Origin of the sequence: Mycoplasmopsis bovis PG45 (genome assembly GCF_000183385.1) — a bacterium.
Lineage (GTDB): Bacteria > Bacillota_I > Bacilli_A > Mycoplasmatales > Metamycoplasmataceae > Mycoplasmopsis > Mycoplasmopsis bovis.
This window is the reverse complement of record NC_014760.1, coordinates 96,030-113,909: the sequence shown is the minus strand read 5'-3', so window position 1 is coordinate 113,909 and position 17,880 is coordinate 96,030. Positions and strand designations below refer to the sequence as shown.

Annotated in this window: 20 protein-coding genes and 2 pseudogenes; 4 read left to right on the top strand and 18 right to left on the bottom strand. The window is 30.0% G+C overall.

Going from position 1 to position 17,880, the window contains the following annotated elements:
• Window positions 1-15 precede the first annotated feature (15 nt).
• The gene (locus MBOVPG45_RS00515) at window positions 16-1,002 is read right to left on the bottom strand and encodes an alpha-ketoacid dehydrogenase subunit beta (protein WP_013456437.1); all 987 of its coding nucleotides are present in this window, start codon (window positions 1,000-1,002) and stop codon (window positions 16-18) included.
• 36 nt (window positions 1,003-1,038) lie between these two features.
• Complete coding sequence (locus MBOVPG45_RS00510) at window positions 1,039-2,130, bottom strand: thiamine pyrophosphate-dependent enzyme (protein WP_013455974.1); 1,092 nt, start codon at window positions 2,128-2,130, stop codon at window positions 1,039-1,041.
• A gap of 178 nt (window positions 2,131-2,308) precedes the next feature.
• Here MBOVPG45_RS00510 and MBOVPG45_RS00505 point away from each other — a divergent pair, with 178 nt between their 5' ends.
• On the top strand, window positions 2,309-3,040 hold the full coding sequence (locus tag MBOVPG45_RS00505) for an MAG0920 family protein (protein WP_013456588.1): 732 nt from the start codon (window positions 2,309-2,311) through the stop codon (window positions 3,038-3,040).
• Between the two features lie 104 nt (window positions 3,041-3,144).
• On the opposite strand, the gene MBOVPG45_RS00500 is transcribed toward MBOVPG45_RS00505, so the two are convergent.
• The 8 genes from MBOVPG45_RS00500 to MBOVPG45_RS00465 all read right to left on the bottom strand — a co-directional run bounded on the left by MBOVPG45_RS00500 (window position 3,145) and on the right by MBOVPG45_RS00465 (window position 8,916).
• Window positions 3,145-4,068 (bottom strand): NAD(P)/FAD-dependent oxidoreductase, encoded by a 924-nt coding sequence (locus tag MBOVPG45_RS00500; RefSeq protein WP_013456313.1) that lies wholly within the window; start codon window positions 4,066-4,068, stop codon window positions 3,145-3,147.
• A 1-nt stretch (window position 4,069) separates the two neighbouring features.
• Window positions 4,070-5,053, bottom strand: coding sequence for a prolipoprotein diacylglyceryl transferase (gene lgt / locus MBOVPG45_RS00495; RefSeq protein WP_013456243.1), 984 nt, complete (start codon window positions 5,051-5,053; stop codon window positions 4,070-4,072).
• The gene (gene hprK / locus MBOVPG45_RS00490; RefSeq protein ID WP_013456521.1) at window positions 5,046-6,008 is read right to left on the bottom strand and encodes an HPr(Ser) kinase/phosphatase; all 963 of its coding nucleotides are present in this window, start codon (window positions 6,006-6,008) and stop codon (window positions 5,046-5,048) included. Before hprK ends, lgt begins: the two co-directional genes overlap by 8 nt.
• A gap of 138 nt (window positions 6,009-6,146) precedes the next feature.
• The gene (locus tag MBOVPG45_RS00485) at window positions 6,147-6,536 is read right to left on the bottom strand and encodes a hypothetical protein (protein ID WP_013456266.1); all 390 of its coding nucleotides are present in this window, start codon (window positions 6,534-6,536) and stop codon (window positions 6,147-6,149) included.
• A 27-nt stretch (window positions 6,537-6,563) separates the two neighbouring features.
• Window positions 6,564-7,424, bottom strand: coding sequence for a ribosome biogenesis GTPase YlqF (ylqF, locus tag MBOVPG45_RS00480; RefSeq protein WP_013456553.1), 861 nt, complete (start codon window positions 7,422-7,424; stop codon window positions 6,564-6,566).
• Window positions 7,424-7,657 (bottom strand): MAG0865 family DivIVA-related protein, encoded by a 234-nt coding sequence (locus MBOVPG45_RS00475; protein WP_013456610.1) that lies wholly within the window; start codon window positions 7,655-7,657, stop codon window positions 7,424-7,426. Before MBOVPG45_RS00475 ends, ylqF begins: the two co-directional genes overlap by 1 nt.
• 9 nt (window positions 7,658-7,666) lie before the next feature.
• Entirely contained in the window at window positions 7,667-8,398 is a 732-nt protein-coding gene (locus MBOVPG45_RS00470; protein WP_013456201.1) for a TrmH family RNA methyltransferase, read from the bottom strand.
• Window positions 8,383-8,916: a tRNA (cytidine(34)-2'-O)-methyltransferase gene (locus MBOVPG45_RS00465; protein WP_013456087.1), complete on the bottom strand. Its 534-nt coding sequence runs from the start codon at window positions 8,914-8,916 to the stop codon at window positions 8,383-8,385. The genes MBOVPG45_RS00470 and MBOVPG45_RS00465 overlap by 16 nt, the downstream gene beginning before the upstream one ends.
• 220 nt (window positions 8,917-9,136) lie before the next feature.
• Here MBOVPG45_RS00465 and MBOVPG45_RS00460 point away from each other — a divergent pair, with 220 nt between their 5' ends.
• From MBOVPG45_RS00460 to MBOVPG45_RS00450, 3 genes and pseudogenes are all read left to right on the top strand, one after another.
• On the top strand, window positions 9,137-9,898 hold the full coding sequence (locus tag MBOVPG45_RS00460) for a hypothetical protein (protein WP_013456214.1): 762 nt from the start codon (window positions 9,137-9,139) through the stop codon (window positions 9,896-9,898).
• Window positions 9,889-11,255: pseudogene (locus tag MBOVPG45_RS00455) on the top strand (MAG4530 family protein). The gene MBOVPG45_RS00460 and the pseudogene MBOVPG45_RS00455 overlap by 10 nt, the downstream one beginning before the upstream one ends.
• Window positions 11,242-11,700: a hypothetical protein gene (locus tag MBOVPG45_RS00450; RefSeq protein WP_013456096.1), complete on the top strand. Its 459-nt coding sequence runs from the start codon at window positions 11,242-11,244 to the stop codon at window positions 11,698-11,700. Before MBOVPG45_RS00455 ends, MBOVPG45_RS00450 begins: the two are co-directional and overlap by 14 nt.
• Window positions 11,701-11,745: 45 nt before the next feature.
• On the opposite strand, the gene rplA is transcribed toward MBOVPG45_RS00450, so the two are convergent.
• From rplA to MBOVPG45_RS00410, 8 genes and pseudogenes are all read right to left on the bottom strand, one after another.
• Window positions 11,746-12,441, bottom strand: coding sequence for a 50S ribosomal protein L1 (rplA, locus tag MBOVPG45_RS00445; protein WP_013456358.1), 696 nt, complete (start codon window positions 12,439-12,441; stop codon window positions 11,746-11,748).
• A 2-nt stretch (window positions 12,442-12,443) separates the two neighbouring features.
• A pseudogene (gene rplK, locus MBOVPG45_RS00440) lies at window positions 12,444-12,911 on the bottom strand (50S ribosomal protein L11); the annotation flags it as partial.
• Window positions 12,912-13,027: 116 nt separating this feature from the next.
• Entirely contained in the window at window positions 13,028-13,600 is a 573-nt protein-coding gene (locus MBOVPG45_RS00435) for a thermonuclease family protein (RefSeq protein ID WP_013456560.1), read from the bottom strand.
• A gap of 79 nt (window positions 13,601-13,679) precedes the next feature.
• Window positions 13,680-14,555 carry a class II fructose-1,6-bisphosphate aldolase gene (gene fba / locus MBOVPG45_RS00430; RefSeq protein WP_013456402.1) on the bottom strand — a complete coding sequence of 292 codons (876 nt, stop codon included), beginning with the start codon at window positions 14,553-14,555 and terminating at the stop codon, window positions 13,680-13,682.
• A 2-nt stretch (window positions 14,556-14,557) separates the two neighbouring features.
• Window positions 14,558-14,818 carry a DNA-directed RNA polymerase subunit delta gene (gene rpoE / locus MBOVPG45_RS00425; RefSeq protein ID WP_013456253.1) on the bottom strand — a complete coding sequence of 87 codons (261 nt, stop codon included), beginning with the start codon at window positions 14,816-14,818 and terminating at the stop codon, window positions 14,558-14,560.
• Between the two features lie 36 nt (window positions 14,819-14,854).
• On the bottom strand, window positions 14,855-16,048 hold the full coding sequence (locus MBOVPG45_RS00420) for an MAG0770 family lipoprotein (protein ID WP_013455993.1): 1,194 nt from the start codon (window positions 16,046-16,048) through the stop codon (window positions 14,855-14,857).
• The gene (locus MBOVPG45_RS00415) at window positions 16,030-16,770 is read right to left on the bottom strand and encodes a pseudouridine synthase (RefSeq protein WP_013456046.1); all 741 of its coding nucleotides are present in this window, start codon (window positions 16,768-16,770) and stop codon (window positions 16,030-16,032) included. The genes MBOVPG45_RS00420 and MBOVPG45_RS00415 overlap by 19 nt, the downstream gene beginning before the upstream one ends.
• Before the next feature lie 14 nt (window positions 16,771-16,784).
• The gene (locus tag MBOVPG45_RS00410) at window positions 16,785-17,879 is read right to left on the bottom strand and encodes a nicotinate-nucleotide adenylyltransferase (protein WP_013456061.1); all 1,095 of its coding nucleotides are present in this window, start codon (window positions 17,877-17,879) and stop codon (window positions 16,785-16,787) included.
• Window position 17,880 lies beyond the last annotated feature (1 nt).

Here is a 17,880-nt window from a genome sequence, read left to right as displayed (position 1 = left end):
TTATAGGTTAGCTTATTAGCCTAACATTTCTTCGATAACTTTAGCAATGTGTTCTTTGCTGAAGAAGAATTGTTTTTCTAAAACAGGAAGAGGAACTGTTACGTCAGCTGTGTTTAGTCTTCTTGGTTTAGCAACTAAATCATCAAAACACTCTTCGTTAACAATTGTAATAATTTCTGAGTTAATTGAAAGTGTTTCAACAGCTTCAGAAATTGCTAATAGACGACCTGTTTTCTTAACTGAAGAAACAATAGTTTCTTTGTCAAGTGGTTTAAGAGTTCTTAAGTCGATAACTTCGATTGAGTAATCTTTGCCTTTTTCTTGTAGTAACTTAAGAGCACCAAGAGTTTCATGCAATACGTGACCGTATGCTGTAATTGTCAAGTCTTCACCAGGAACAACAACATTTGCTTTACCAATTTCAATTGTGTAGTATTCAGCTGGGATTTCTTGTTTGAAAGCACGGTAGTCATGTTTATGTTCTAAGAAAATAACTGGGTCATTATCTTCGATAGCTGCTAACATTAAACCTTTTGTGTCATAAGGTGTAGCAGGCATTATAACCTTTAGACCTGGAACGTGTGAGTAAATTGTTTCAAGAGCTTCTGAGTGGTGTTCTAGAGCTTTAACCCCACCACCACAAGGCATTCTAACAACCATTGGACATGAGTAAACACCGTGTGATCTTGTTCTATAACGTGCAGCGTTTGTAAAAATTTGGTTCATAGCAGGGAATGAGAAACCTGAGAATTGAATTTCAACAACTGGTCTTAATCCTGCAGCAGATGCACCAACAGCTGATCCTGCAATACCACCTTCAGAAATTGGTGAGTCTCATACTCTTTGGTCACCATATTTCTTTTGAAGACCTTCAGTAGCACGGAATACACCACCTTCAAAACCTGCATCTTCACCATAAATAACTACATTAGGGAATTTTTCCATTGCTAAATCTAATGCGTGATTTAAGGCACCAATGTTATTTAATGAAATTTTTTCCATTATTTATCTCCTTTATAAAATCAAAAATTGGAATAATTATTTACCAAATAATTTTCTGTTTGTTTCTTTTTGTCTTACTAAATCTGCAGGTAATTTTTCGTATGTGTAGTCGTAAATGTGATCGAATGTTGTTGCTTCACATAATTCTTTTGAAAGTGCATATGCAGCTTTAGCTTCTTCATAAGCAGCTTCTGATCAAACCTTAATGTCTTCTTCAGTAATAAGTTTTTCTGAAAGAAGGTAAGCTTCAATACGGTGGAATGGTTCTCATTTTTCTTTTTCAACTTCAAGTTCTCTAGAACGGTAAACTCTAGGGTTGTCACTAGTTGTGTGTTGACCTTGACGTCATGTAACCATTTCAACTAAAACAGGTCCATTTCCTTCTCTTACAAAGTCATAAACTTCTTGCATAACTTCGTTAACAGCAATTAAGTCATTACCGTCTACACGAACACCTGGCATATCATATGACTTAGCTCTTTGTGAAAGAGTCTTAACAATGTAACTGTTGTGTTCAGGAACAGAAATTGCTCATTGGTTGTTCATAACAACTGTAACAAGTGGTCATTTACGAACTGAAGCCATGTTTAATCCTTCATGGAATTCACCTTCGTTTGTTCCACCATTACCAATTGTAACCATAGCTAATGCTTTTTTACCTTGGAATTTAAGCGCTTGTGCAACACCAGCAGCAATAGGAACTTGTGAACCAATAACAACGTGAAGTGGCAATGTATTTGTTCCAGCAAATGCTGATCCAATTTCAGAACCTTGTCAGTATGAATAAATTTTATCCATAGAAATTCCACGTGCTAATTGAGTTGGTAATACACGGTAGTGTGGAATAAATCAGTCTTCTTTGTTAAGATTGTAACCAATACCTGTTAAAGCAGCTTCTTCACCTAATGCAGGAGCAAAAGTACCTAAACGACCAGTTTTTTGTAATGTTAATGAGTATAAGTCTCATTGACGAGATCTAATCATATTTTTATACATTTCAACTAGTTTTTTCTTGGTTTCTTCTGATGGTTTATATTCTTGAATTAATTTTCCATCAACATCAAGAAAACGAACTGTTTCATTTGGGTCGCTAGTAGCGTGACCTGGTTTAACATATTTATAATTCATTCGCTTCTCCTATAATTGAATAAATAATCTCAAATATAACTGCACTTATTATGGGCATAATACTTAGAGATATTAATATTATACTTTCATTAGGAGAAAAATTTTAAAAATGTAATTTTTGCCATTTTTTTGATTTCATAAGTTAGTTTATGCGCAATATGCAGAAAATAAAAGTATAATGTGAATTTATTTATTTGTTATTATTTTTGCTGAGTTTACTATGGAGAATTCTTCTTTAATTTTATTTATTATTTCTGTCTCGCTTACATTTTTAAGCGGTCTTGCTATTTATGTTTTTGTGTCTCTAAATTGATACAAATTTAGTGGCTATAGATATGCATTTGTCAAGTCATCAATTATTTATAATGAACTAAAAGTGAGAGAGAGCTACATTGACAATCTATTGAAATCCTTTAGTTTTATTGCTCTTTATTTTGCTTTATGTTCTATCTTAAATTTATTTGGAATTATTAGCTTTATTTATGCTTTTATAGCAAAAATTAATTCTGCTGTAACTTGATATCAGATTGCCTGTTTTATAGCTTTTATTCTTTTTGTCTATTTGTCAATTTCTACGGCTATTCAAATTAAAGATATTAAAAAATGAAAAGTGACTAATAGCTCTGTTTCAAAGGTTTATTTGATTGAAAATACAATAAAAAAAGACACCGAAATTAAACAACTATCGTTGCCTAAAGATGAATTAAGATTAATTGCCTTTTCAGGTAAAAGAAGAATAAGTTTTTATGTAAGACTTTCTAAAAATTTCGAAACTAAACCTTTTGAAAGCCAGAAAGAAGAAATCTATAATAAGCTAATATTTGACTTTAATAACACCAAATTTGAAAATGGTGCTGACTTGAATATTAATATGCTTAAGTCAATCTTTAACAAATATGAAATTATTTAATAATATGCTTAATAATCTTAGAAAACAATTGTTTTCGTCTGTAATTTGTTAACTAAAATTAAAAAATTAGGAGCAGTCCTAATTTTCATTTTTTGGCTTTTTGCTTATTTTAAAGAGTTTCAAATTTCTTTAGCTGCAATTGCACCATCAGAAGCAGCTGTTACTATTTGACGAATTTCTTTGTCTCTTATATCACCAACAGCATATATTCCTTGAACTTCTGTTTGCATTTTTTCATTAGTTTTGATATAGCCTTTTTCATTGGTTATATTTAAATCTTTTGCAAATTCAGAAGTAGGAATAAAGCCTATCATCGGGAAAAGACCGTCACAATCTAATGTTGTAATTTTGCCGTCTGCGCCTATTAAATTGATCTTTTCAACAAAATCTTTGCCTTCAAGGCTCTTAATATAAGTGTTTGTGATTAATGTAATTCTTGGTTCAGCTTTAACCTTTTCGACTGTTATATCCTCAGCATAAAACTTATCACTTCTTGTTATCAAGGTAATTTTGTCAGTAAATGATGTTAAATATAAAGCTTCTTCAAAAGCTGAATTACCGTCACCTAAAACAAAAACATTTTTGTTTCTAAATAATGGCCCATCACAGACTGCGCAGTAGCTAATACCTTTTCTGTCAAATTTAGCAAAATTCTCTATATCTGTAGGCTTACGGTTTACTAAACCAGTAGCAATAATTACAGTTTTAGTTTGAATAACTTCGCCGTTTTTAAGAACAACTTCTTGTAAAAATTCCTTAGCATGCTTAATAGAAACTACTTCAGCACTTTTAAACTTTGCACTAAATGCCATAGCATGTGAGTAAAGAGTATCTGAAAGTTCAAATCCGCTTATTTTTTTAAAACCTAATCAGTTTTCAACTTCTGAAGTTGAATTAATTTTTCCGCCTGGTACTTCTTTTTCAATAATTAAAGTGTTTAATCCGCTTCTAGATGCATATAAAGCAGCATTTAGTCCACCAGGGCCAGCTCCTATAATAACTACATCATACATTGCTTCACTATTCATTTTAAGATACCACCTTTGTTATTGGTTTAGATTTTTTAGTCTTAAATCTAGTTTTTTCTATTCAAGCAATATATTCTTCAGGGTGAGCATATTGATATATAAACCTTCCTCTTTTCCACTCTCTTACATAGTGAGTAGGGTTGAAGAACTGGAAGAATATAAATGCTATTCCACCTAAAACAGCAAATGCATAAGCAGCACCAACATAAATCGCTTGTCTATAATCTCTTAATGGTTCCATTGCAATACGAACTAGTCCATATCACACAAAATATAAAGGAGCTGTCGCACCTGGTTTTAATAGTGACATTTGATTAATAACTCATACTAAAATTATATATGCAAATAAGTTAATTATAGACTCATACAAGAATAGTGGGTATCTGTATCCTGTACCGTTTTCATCTTTTAAGAACATATTTTCAGCAAATGCTTTACCAAAAATTAATGAACTGGCGCCACTGTAGTCTATTCTTCCATAAACTTCATGGTTAGCATAGTTACCTCAACGACCAATCACTTGGCCAATTAATATTGTAGGTATGATAATATCACAAGTTTTTCTAATATCAATTTTGTCTCTTTTGAAATATACATATGTAAGGTCAACAATAACAGCGAGCACAACTCCACCTTGAATACTAAGTCCACCCTCTCATACTTTGTATCAGTTTCGCCAATTATAATTTGGATTATTTATGGCTTGATCAACTTCGTTTCAAATACGAGCGCCTAAAATTGCCATAGGTATTGTTAAAAATATTAATGTTAATAATATTTCTCACTCATATTTTGCTCTTCTTCAAAAAATAATAATTGTTAATATAGCAGCAATCATCCCAAGCATCATTGTAAGTGAATAAGTGTGAATTGGTAATGTTCCAATGCGGAATAATACGCTTGCCTCGTTAGCAATTTTTCCTGCCTCAGGAGTTCAAACGCCGGGATACACATGTCAGTCGCCTATTTTATTTGCATTATTCATACTCACCTCCTTTGTCTGTTTCATTCTCTAATTCAATAGTTCTTGATGAAAGCAATGACAGTGCATCAAAACCTTCTTTTTTTGCTTTAAACGCAATAACAGCAGCTTCAATTAATGAAGAAACTGATGCGCCTTCTTTAATTGGTACATGAACCTTAGGAATTTTGCCACCTAAGACATCATAAAACATCTCTCTGTCACCCAATCTATCTAATTTATCGTAACTTAAGTCAGCTTTATCAACTAATTCAACACACAAACTTATAACAGTTCCATTCATTACAGACTTTACACCATAAGCTTGCATTATATTTATTAAGCCTGTGCCTCTAACTTCTAATAAATCTTTTGTTAGCAATGGACTTTTACCATAATAATTAGCGCCAATATGCTTTACTAAAACTGCATCATCAGCTATAAATGAATGTCCTCTTTGTATTAACTCATGAGTAGCTTCTGACTTTCCAATACCAGATTGACCTACAATCAGAACGCCTACACCATGAATTGAGACTAAACAAGCGTGAACTTGCGTTTCTTCTGAATAAAAATCACTTAAATATGTGCCGATTGTTGAAGTAATTTTAGATGTGCTTTTGTCAGAAATGTATAAAGGTACTTTAAATTCATTGCATACATTTTTAATAATCTCGTATTGATTTTCTAAAACCCCTTTGGACAAAATCAATAGTGGCGGCTCAACTGATAATATACGTCTAAGTAGCAAAACAAAATCATTTTTTGACAAAGTTTCAAAATAAAGTGATTCTTTTGTTCCTCAGCATATAACATTGTCGCTATATCTTTTGTTGTTAATTATGCCTGCAATTTCTAATCCAAGCCTATGAATTGAAGGCAAATTTATGTCTCTGAACTTTAACTCTTGGTCAGCATTAACTAGCTTAATTTCAAATTTATTAATGACCTTTGACACATTTATAACTTTATTAGACATATGTTCCTTATGTATGTTAATTAATGATTTAATTATATATTAAATATTTATCACGCATAATAGGCATTTTATAGCACATTTTGGACATAATTAGGCTATAAATTAGGATTATTGGTAAATTTGTATATGCAAATGTATTTAGTTAGAATAATCAATATACCCATATGGGTATTTCTTACATCCAGATTTTATATATCGTCTAACTCATAACTTGGCTTTAGCTTCGTCATCTTTATCAATTGCAATTATTGCTTTGTGCAGAAAAATTTTTACAACTATAAATCATAAACATAAGCTAATTATAAGTGGGAATAAAACATTTATAAAAACTAGGGATATAACATTTGATGTATTAAATTCTAATCTAGCTGCTACAACATCAGCCCATATCATTAGACCAATTAGAACTAAAATCGCAGGAAAAATGCTACGATACGACATATGTATATCTCGTCTCATTGTTAATTTGTTAACTTTGACAACTTCATATCAAACATTAGTTTTTTCTTCTAGTGTGTATTTAGCCATAAATTGCCTTTCTATTTGTTATTTATTTTAATCAAATGTTACACCTTTAAGGTTTCTAACTCAGTTTATAAAAAAGGTATATGTTTTATTAAAATCATATTTATTATTTTTTACATATCCCTTTAAAACAGCAATTTTGGTCAAAATATTGTATGTCTTAACTTCATTTAAATCGCTTAAGTCATCTTCAGTCAATTTAAACTCATCTATAAGCAATTTTGGATAGTAATCTGCTAGTACTTTTAGAAAATTGGTAAAAAGAAACTTTTGCGGAAATATGTTTGTTTCAATTGAGCCAATCATTGCTAGCTTAGTAGCAGCATATTGATCTGTTAACTTCGGCAACAAAATTCCAGGGGTGTCCATAAAGAAAAAATTATCCACCGTTACTCATTTTTTAGCTCTTGTTACCCCAGGATAATTTGCAACTTGCAAACTTTTTTTGTTCGAAACTAAATTTATTAAAGTACTTTTGCCTGCATTTGGAATGCCCATTACAAAAGCTTTAATTCTAGAGTTTATAAGCCCTTTTTGTTTATCCTTAGCAACTTTAGATTCTGTTATTTTCTTAAGCTTATTAATAATTATATTTTTGCTTTTAGGATTTCTTAAATCTAGCCATAAAAGCATAGAACTTCCGAATCTTTTTTCTATTGTGGCTTTCTTTGAAACATCCATTAAATCGCTTTTGGTAATTATGAATAATCTAGGTTTTGATGGCGAGATAGAATCAAAATCTTCATTGTAGCTGCTAATTGGGCATCTGGCATCTAAAACAATAATAAAAACATCGGCTAATGATGCGTTTTCTTTGATTTCGCGCATTCCTTTAGCCATATGACCAGGGTATCAATTAATTAACTGTTGATTTTCTGTATCGTTATTCATTACTTACTTTCATTTCTTAATATAGATATTTCAGATTCTAATTCGGTTATTTCGTTTTGATGTTTTGAAGCAATTTCGTTTTGTTTATTTTTTAGCAAATTAATTTCTGATTCTAAGTTGTTTATTGTGTTTAAAAGCAAATTTATATATGAATTTACTTCAGTAACTGAGTACCCGTTTAATTCTCTAGAAAATTTTTTAATTAAAAATTCATCGTTTAGTCTCTTATGCATCTTTATATCCTACTTTGCTTTTTTATTGGCTTCATAAAGCACAATTCCCGCACAAACGGCAACATTTAAGCTCTCAAAATCTATTGGAACATAAACTAATTTGTCAGCAATTTTAATAGAAGTCTCACTTGCTCCTGAACCTTCATTACCAAAAATTATTACTATTTTTTCATTTTCAAAACTAATTTTGTTAATTGGCACACTGTTTTTACTTAGTGATGTGCAGTAAATTTTAAATCCATTTTGCTTATATTTTTTTAATACACTATGTAAATTATCATATGCATAATTGACCAAATTTACTGTAAATAAGGCGCCTTGGCTCGAACGTACTATTTTATCATTATAAAAATTTACATTTGATACAACTGTGTCAAAGTTAAATGATTTAGCTGCTCTTATAATGGTTCCCACATTACCTGGGTCTTGAACATTATCTAAAAACACAACTCTGTTGCCTAATTCACTAGTATTAGATTTTTTACGACATAAGGCAACAACTCCTTCAGGAGTTTTAGTTTTAGTAATAGCTTTTAGGACATTATCACTAACTATTATAGAATTTTCATATTTGGCTGTTTTACTATCTAATTCGTATAATTCGATTACAAGATTTTCCTTTAAGACTTCCTCAACTAGATGATATCCTTCAACTATAAAAAATTCAGAATTTTTATCATTAAAAATTTTCCTGAGTTGCTTAATTTTTGGATTCTGTGTGCTGGTTATTCTTTGGTTCATTCCTTGATAAAGTTCTTTCCTTTTTGCGATTCATAAAGTGATAAATCTTTAAAGTCTATTTGTCTCATAACCTCAAAGCCAACAATTGCAACACAGTTAGCTAGATTGATGCTTCTCATTTTGTTTATCATAGGAATTCTTAAACAATTATCAATATTATCTTTTAGCACTTGTTTATCAATGCCTGTAGATTCCTTGCCAAACATTAGTCATATTTCTTCATTATTTTCATATTCTTTTTTGAAATCGACATCGCTGTAAGTTTTTAAGCCATATCTAGTTATGTAATGTATATTTTTATCCTTGTATTTATTATAAAAATCAGAATATGAGTTATGAACTTCATGTTCAATGTCACTTAAAAGTCTACCAGCTGCTGGACGAGATAAATATTTAGGGTCTAAACTAAAAGAAATGGGTTTAATTATGTGTAATTTAGCCCCAATTGCAAAACAAGTTCTTATGATGTTAGCCGTATTTGGTGGTATTTCAGGCTCGAATAAAACAATATGTACCATAAATTCTCCGCGAAATATTATTATATATTATTTTTAAACTCTAACCTTACCCTTTGCTCAAAAAATGCATATTTGGCTGTTTTTAAGGGTTAAAAGTCTATATTTTCGCCTAATAAAACCACAAGCATTCCATATAAATAATTTGTAAAAACAACTTCTCTATAATTTTTTTGTGCAGCGATAAATAAACAAAATTTAATAATGCACAAAAGGATAACATATGATTGCAATTACACAAAATGACGAATCAATAAAGAATGAAACGCTATCAGAAAACAATCCTGATATACAATTATTTTTTGAAAAACAGTTAAAAGAATTTAATGAAAAAATATCGTCGTTAATGGGTAAGAGGACCAACGGCAGCAGTCGGAAAAAAAGAACATTATCATATGACACTAAAACATCCGAGCACTCAGAACTTAATAAATATATAAATGATTCAGATTGAAATGATATTGAAAATCAATTATGATGAAAAATTGAAACATTTTATAACTTTCATTCTGGTATAGCTGGCGCTATTTATAAAGTAAAAGAAATATTAAAAGATTTAGATCCTGCTTTAGAACTTGCACAGCTAGGTGGGGATACATTGTCCACAGTATCTGAATCTCTTGATGGATTTCCACAAGTAGCTGCTATTGTTAAGGGCCTATCAACTGTGGGCAGTCTACTCGGACTCCTTAGACAAACTGAATTACAATTTAATTATTCAAAGAACTTTATTTTTACAATTTTTGGTGAAATAATTAAGGTTTCTAAAACAAGAAACATTGAGACTATACACAAGGCATTGCAAATAGCTAAAGAATCTTTAGACGGCGTTAAGTCAGAATGAAACATTTGGCTTTCACTAACAATTGCTAAGCAAAAAGTTAGCAGCTCAATAGACTTTTTGAATGGTTATATTAAAATTATTGCTGAGCAAAAAAAGGCAGATGAGAATAGAGTTTATGCATGGGGAAGTTCATGATACTAGAAGACAAAATACATATTGCAGAAAAATATAAAAGAAATAATATAGCCATATACTTTTCCTCATTATTTTTTGCGCCTGTTATTTTCAGTTTTGTTTTCTATGCCTTTCTAATCTTTTTTGACAGACTTCCGTTGTATTTTAATGAACTTACAAAGCAAAGTTTAGAAAAGCTAATGAATGAGCATATTGCTAAAAATGCATATGTTCTTGCAATTGCAACAATTTTTAGAATTCTAATTCTTTGGCTTCTCCTAATGTGAACAATAAATTCATTGTCTAACATTCTTTTTAACAAGTTTTATGACTACAACATATTTAAGTCATTAAACTGGCTAAAAGTTAAACTTTTCACTGCATTTAGATTTAAGGATTTTGCAAAATTATGTAAGAAAAATAATTTTGTTTCAAATGAGCAATTATCACTTATTAAACAAATGCAAGATGTAGGATTTTTAGTTCAAGGAAGTAAATCAATTGCCATAAAATATAGTGACTATTTTAGAGAAGCTAGCGACATGGATTTTGTGTCTGAAAATGCATCATCTAGGATTATGAATTTAGATAAACTTTCTAACATTACATTTAACTTTAAAGATCAAATAATTGCTAAGTCAAGGCACAATGATACTGAAATTGAAGTATTGTCTCCTAAAATTTTGCCTAAAGAATTTGCAGCTTACAAATCAGGAATAAAAGTTCCTAAATTGAACTTTATGATTGCAATGAAAGTTCATCAACTGTTAAGACTTTATAGATTAAAATCAGAGGGCAAGGAAATTCCTGCAACAAAAATTAAAAATAGTTTACTTGATCTTGGTTTCTTGCTTTCAAAATCTTGTTGTTTGGAATATAAAAAAATACTGTGATCATTTAAAAATTTATCGTTGCTAAATTTATTTTCTTCTTATCACTTAAAAACTTTTGCATTTGATGATTTTGAAAATATCAAAGAATCACTTAAATTTGCTAATTCATACATTCAAAAAATACAAAACATTGAAGAAGTTTATGATTTCTTAGATAAATTTACTGAATTATTAAAAAATGACAAAGAGGCTTTATTTATAGGAAAAAGAGTCAACTTAATTATTAAAAATAAGAAAAGTATAGAAGAAAAATATTTACAAAACTCTTCTTCTTTAGATAAGTCGCTTTTAGCTTTAGAAAGAAATTTTGCAAGTAATAATGAAAAAGTTAAGTATCTTAAAAAATTTAGAAAACCTGTTGAATTTAGAGCATTAAAAACACAATTAGCTTATTTGAAAGCTCGCTAGATTCTTCATTGTTTATTGACATAAGAAAAATCCTTTTACTTGAGTTAAATGAAATTGAAGAGGTTAAAAATGAAAAAATCTAGTCTGCGTAATATGTTTGGTTTTTCAATAGCCATAATTGTCCTGGTAGCAGGTTTGCTAATAACTGATTTGTTCAATTTAATAGCAAGGCTGGAAAAATCATTCAAATTTGGCACACTCTATATATTGCAGGAAGCTACTTATTCAGTATACTTTGCATTTCTTGTGCTAATATGCTTCATGGCGCTGTTCTTCTTTTTAGAATCACTAACATTTGTCTCTTTACGCAAAGACCGTATTAAATTACTTTCAACATCAAATGCATTTCTAATATTTTTCGTGGTTTACATAATTACTGTTTTATTTACTTTTTACAATGGAAATAATAAAGTTGGACAGGCTGTTAGTTTCATTATTATGATAGTTAGAACAGCAGTATCAATTCTCCTTATAATTTTTGCCGTTAACTCTATTAAACAGGTTAAAACACTGCTTGCTAAAGTTTAAAAAAACAAAATTCCGCTTTGTGTGGCGGAATTTTTTCTGCATTAATTATTTTTCAATTTTAACTTTAACACCTGGACCCATTGTTGCTGAAAGAACAATATTTTGGATGTATGTTCCTTTAACAGCAGATGGTTTTAGTCTTTTAATTAAGCTAATAACAGTCTTGATGTTTTCAACTAATTTTTCAGTATCCATTGATACTTTTCCAACTAGTGTGTGTACAACACCAGCTTTATCTGTTCTATAATTTGCTTTACCTTTTTTAAGTTCCTCAACTGCTTTTTCAGGAGTTGGAGTTACTGTGCCAGTTTTAGGGTTTGGCATAAGACCTTTAGGCCCTAGTTTTTTACCATATTTACCTAATAATGGCATCATTGCTGGATCAGCAACCATAACATCAAAGTCAAAGATATCTTCTTTAATTTTTTGTTCCAATGTTTGACCATCAACAACTTGGTCTGCACCAGCAGCTGTGGCTAATTTTTGTTTTTCAACATTATTTGTAACAACTAATACTGAAATTGATTTACCTGTTCCATTTGGAAGTAGTACTGATCCACGTAATTGTTGGTCAGCTTTTCTAACATCAAGGTTTAACTTAAATACTAAATCAACTGAGGCATCAAATTTTGCATATGAAGTTCTCTTAACTATTTCAACTGCTTCTGTTAATTCGTAAGCAATGTTTTTGTCAAATGAGCTTCTAGCGTTTTGAATTTTCTTTCCGCCTTTTGCAGACATTATTTATCTCCTTCAGTTTTAGTAGACTTTTTAACTTTGCCGCCTTCATAGCCATCAATTAAAATTCCCATATTTCTTGCTGTACCAGCAATAATTGCCATTGCAGCTTCGACATCATCAGTATTTAAGTCAGGTAATTTGTATTGAGCAATTTCTCTTAATTGATCAACAGTAATAGTTGCAACTTTAGTTGTCTTAGCATTTGAACTTCCACTTTCAATCTTTGCAGCTTGCTTTAATTTGTAACTTGCTGGCGAAGTGAAAAGTTTGAATTCAAACGATTTGTCATTGTAAACAGTAATTTGAACAGGAACAGGTTCATTACCTCTATCACGTGTTGCGTCGTTAAATGCACGTGTAAATTCTGGCATATTAATACCCACACCTGCTAAAGCAGGACCAGGTTTAGCTTGACCAGCATTAAATTGTAACTTACGAACACGAACAATATCAGCTTTTGATTTTGCCATATTTTGTTATCCTCTCGATAATGTGGTTCTAGCGATTTAATCTCCCACTAGTAAAGAACAATTTATTATAAATTGCTTTTAAATTATATATTTAAAATGAAAATTGCCAATAAAATTTATGGCTTATAAAAGACGTGCCTTTGGTTGTGTTTTCAAATATTAACTAAATTCATTTTGGCCTTGTTTTCTTCTTTTTTAAGTTTGTAAAAATACTCTATTAAATTTTTCTCATTAACTCCATATTTATCAGTAGGAGAATCAGAAATATAGTGCACTCTAGCATAGCCATTCTTAACTAATTCTAAGCCAGCATCAGTGTATTCGTTTTTACCTGTTTTATAGTATAAAATGGCTATAATTCGATTATATTTATCATATTTAATAAACTTATAAAACAATTCTTTGTTTCAAACTATATGATTTAAAAAAATCCTAGCTTGGTGTGCATAATAATTTTCAAATTTCGCTAAATTTTTGTTGTCATTTTTAAATGTTTCAGGGGTGTCAATACCAAAAAGTCTAATATATTTTTTCTTATCATTTTCCAAAAATGAAACAGTATCTCCATCAATTACATTTATATTTGAATTAATTTTTGTGCCTTTTAAATAATAGTTAGCTATGTTTGTGCAACTAACTAATGAATACGGCAAAAACATTATTGGTAAAATTGTTTTTAGTTTCTTCACACACTAATGAAATCTTTATTTTTGGATTGAATTTGAAAATAAAAAAATTTGGGAAAATGGTTAGATTTTTCTCAAATTTTTAGTATCTATTTTGTGAATTGAATATAACAATTTTCTCTTTTACTGTTTCACATATAGCTTTGCATCCGGTAGCTAATAGTTTTCTTGGGTCAAAGTTCTTGCCCTTTTTAGATTCGCCAGATAACACAAATTTTTCCACTGCGTCCGCAAAAGCTAATTGCAATTCCGTGTTTACATTAATTTTTGTAACACCTAGACTTATAGCTTTGACAACTTGCTCAGTTGGAATTCCGCTGCCACCATGTAAAACTATTCCGATATCAGTAGCATTAGAAATTTTGCTTAATGTTTCAAAGTCTAATGATTTTCATGATTCAGGATACTTACCATGGATATTACCAATTCCAGCAGCTAAAACATCTATACCTGTTTCCTTCATCTTAAGTGCATCAGAAACATTCGAAATAACACCAGCAGATGCAATTCCATCTTCTTCGCCGCCAATAGCACCAACTTCAGCTTCAACCGAGACATTAAATCTCTTTGCAAATTCTACAACTGCTTTAGTTCTTTCTAAATTTTCATCCATAGAAAGCATTGAACCATCAAACATAACTGAAGTAAAACCGGCCTCAATTGCTTTAAAACATGATTCAAAATCTCCATGATCTAAATGGAGAACAACTGGCACAGAAATTTTTAAGTCACTAACTAATGACTTAACTAATGAAGCAACAGTTTTAAAACCACCCATATATTTAATTGCTCCCATACTTGCACCTAGAATAACAGGAGATCTTAATTCGTTAGCAGTAACCAAAATGTTTTTGGTTCACTCTAGATTATTTATATTTATATGTGGAACAGCATATTTGTTTTTCTTGGCATCTAACAAAATATCTTTTGCATTAGTAAGTGTGTATTTTTCTGACATTCTTATTCAAAACCTTCTCTAGTGATTCAAAGACCTTGATTATTTCTTTCAAATCGTGAATCAACTGTTAATAAACGATATAACTCGCCAATTTTATTTTGACGAATCTTGCTATATTCAAGCTCTTTTTGAGTCGCTTCCTTTTCTCATTTTGACTTAAGTTGTGCTTCAACTTCATCAAAAATAGTATTAAATTCCATATACTGACTGCCACCTGATTTTTCTAATAAAAATTCAATAGCAACATCTAACATTGTTTTCATATACATCCCCTAATTAATATTATTTAAATTATATAGTTAGTTCTTATAATTCTTAATTGTAAAGTCGATTTTTGCACTTATGTCAATAAGTTCTTGAAATAAGTTTTTAAATACAAATGCAAAATCATTGTAGTTAAGGTCGCTTGGATATATTTTTATATTCCATTTTTCCTTATCATCAACTAAAGAAAGAATGAATTTGTCAAAAAGAGTTTCAAATTCATATTCTTTATAATTATTATTTGAATTATTAGATTTATCATTTTTGACAAATCTTAAAATTAACTTACTGTTATGATCCTTTTTAACTTGTTCAGCTGTTTTATAGAGTTTTTTAAAAAACTCAACAGTTTCATAAATCTTGTTGCCTTTTCAAAGCCTTTTGTCAGAACCGTTTGCAGAATCATCAACTTCTGGTAAAACTACTTTATTTCATTCATATCATAAGTTTACCAAAGCATGTGTGTGATATGTATTGCCTTCTGGAGTAATTCCTCTTATGTTTTTGTAGTCAATATTAACTTTTTGAGAATCAAAAAATTTACGTGAATACTCGCTTTGCATTCCAGAATATTTTTTGCTTAAGCTATCTAAAAATAAACTTTGATATCTATGTCTCTCTTTAGATTTTAGATTTTTAAATAATGGTCAACCTGGTAAAAAATCAAATTCATTGCAAAAACTTTTAAATAATGAATCAGATTTGCTTTCTTTTAAGTCTTTAACATAATCACTTATAATGTTGTTAACTTCCTCATTAAGAATGGAAATATAACCAATATTAGTTCTTATATTTACTTCTTTTCCTACTGGTTTATCTGTTAATTCGTTAAATAAATCAGCTCCCTTAATTGAACTATTAATAGGAATAAAAGTTCCATTTATGCCTGTTTTATAGCCTAATTCTAAATTGTACTCCTGGTCTCCATTTTCGATTGTCTTCATATAAGGCAAGATTGTATCGACAACATTTTTTCACTCTTTGGTAATTAAATCAATTTTTTTGTAGTTGTCTAAATAGTATTTTTTATATGAATCGTTTTCGATAAATTTATTTATCTTAGTTCATACATTTTTATACTGATTGTAGTAATCAAACATATCCTTAGAAAATTCAGTATCAAATACATCCTTTTGCCTATAAAAACTCCCTTGACAACTTGCAGAGACAGTTGCAAGAGACAAAGATAATGAAGATATAGCAACTAACTTTATTTTTCTTTTTGACATAAATTTTTTTCTTGTTTTTCTACTAAAAGTTTAAGATTTCTTACTTCTTTAAGTGTTAATTCTCTATACATACCTTCGGGTAGTTTATCCACTGTTAAGTTAGCATAGGAAACTCTTTTTAAAGTAAGTACCTTGTGCCCAATTTTCTCAAACAGCTTCTTGACATGGTGATATGAACCAACATGCAGTGAAACTAAATAGCTTTTTGTATCAACTTGATCCACTATTTGGCGACTCATTTTTCCGTCAATTTCAATTCTTGCATTTAACTCCTTAAATTCTTTAAGAGTTAATGGACTATCAATTCTAGCTCTATACACTCTTTCGATTTCATATTTAGGATGTGTTAGCTTATTTACTAATTCATAATCAGTTGTTAATAATAGTACACCAGTAGTGTTTCTGTCTAATCTTCCAACAGGAACAATTCTTTCATTTGTGTTAATTAAATCAATAACTGTACGGCGTCCTTTTGGATCATTAGAGGTTGTAATAGAATTTTTAGGTTTATTAAGCAAGAAATACTTAAAAACAGGGCTTTTAGTCAAATTCAGTATTTTTCCATTAACCTTAATTTCATCATCAGCGCTTGCCTTATCTCCCAGCGAAGCCTTAATTCCATTAACAAAGACTAATCCACTAGAAATCATTTTTTCAGCTTCGCGTCTAGACATTAATCCAGATTGTGCTATTAATTTTTGAACTCTAAATAACTCTTGCATATTTTTATCACATTCTATTTGTTTCATTTATTATTGATTTCATTTTGTTCTTTACTAAAACTTATGTTTTTGGCAAGATTATATTCAATGTTTCTGTTGACAACTTCTTTAAAGCACTCATCAAAATTTTCTAATGCCAATTTTCTTAATTTTTGCACCCCAGCAAAAGCACGCCCATCACAAATTTTGTCTGCTATATATAGAATTTTATCTAAGGTTGATAGTTCAAGCGCAAGGGAAGTGTGTACTTTAATGGCATTAAAAATTTCTTCATCATCATTCATATAAATATATTTAAACCATAAGGCGCCGGCAACTTGATGAAGTTTATATGAAGGTAACTTAATAGGATCAAAAGAATCATTAATGAATTGTCCAATAAATGCTCTAGAATCTTTTTCATCTAACTCTTTACATATGTCATGAAATAGTCCTGCATAATATGCCTTTTTAGCATCATAATTTATCGATTTTGCTAGTGTAACAGCAAATTCAGCAGCTGAAACACAATGCTTAGCTCGCTTTGCTGTCAATAAAGAATGAATTATTTCCTTAGCATATAAAAAATTATTTCCTATATATTTATTAACTTTAGGATCGGTTAAATTTAACTCCCCTTGTCTAACTTTTGTTGATGATTCACTGAAAATTGGATTATTCATTATTTTTAAGCCATATTTTTTGGCATTGATTTTATTAATATTTTTGTTTCTCTTGTACACAACAAATTGACACTTTTGAGTCATTTCATCAACGAATTCCCATTTATGAAACTTAGGAAGCAAATCAGAACCTATAATAAAAAATAATTCATCATTTGGAAACTTGTTCTTAAAGTATCTTATCGTTTCAAATGTATAGCTAACTCCGCCGCGTTTTATTTCAAATAGTGACACTTCAGAATTGCCATTAAAATTTTCTAATGCTAGGTTAAGCATATTAATTCTGTCATTGTCTGGCGCAACAGTGTTTTTCTTTTTAAATGGGCTAATAGCAGTAGGTATAAAATAAATTTTGTCTAAATTCATTGTTTTATAGGCATATTCTGCAATTTTTATATGCCCATTATGAACAGGGTTAAATGACCCACCAAATAATCCGATTCTCATA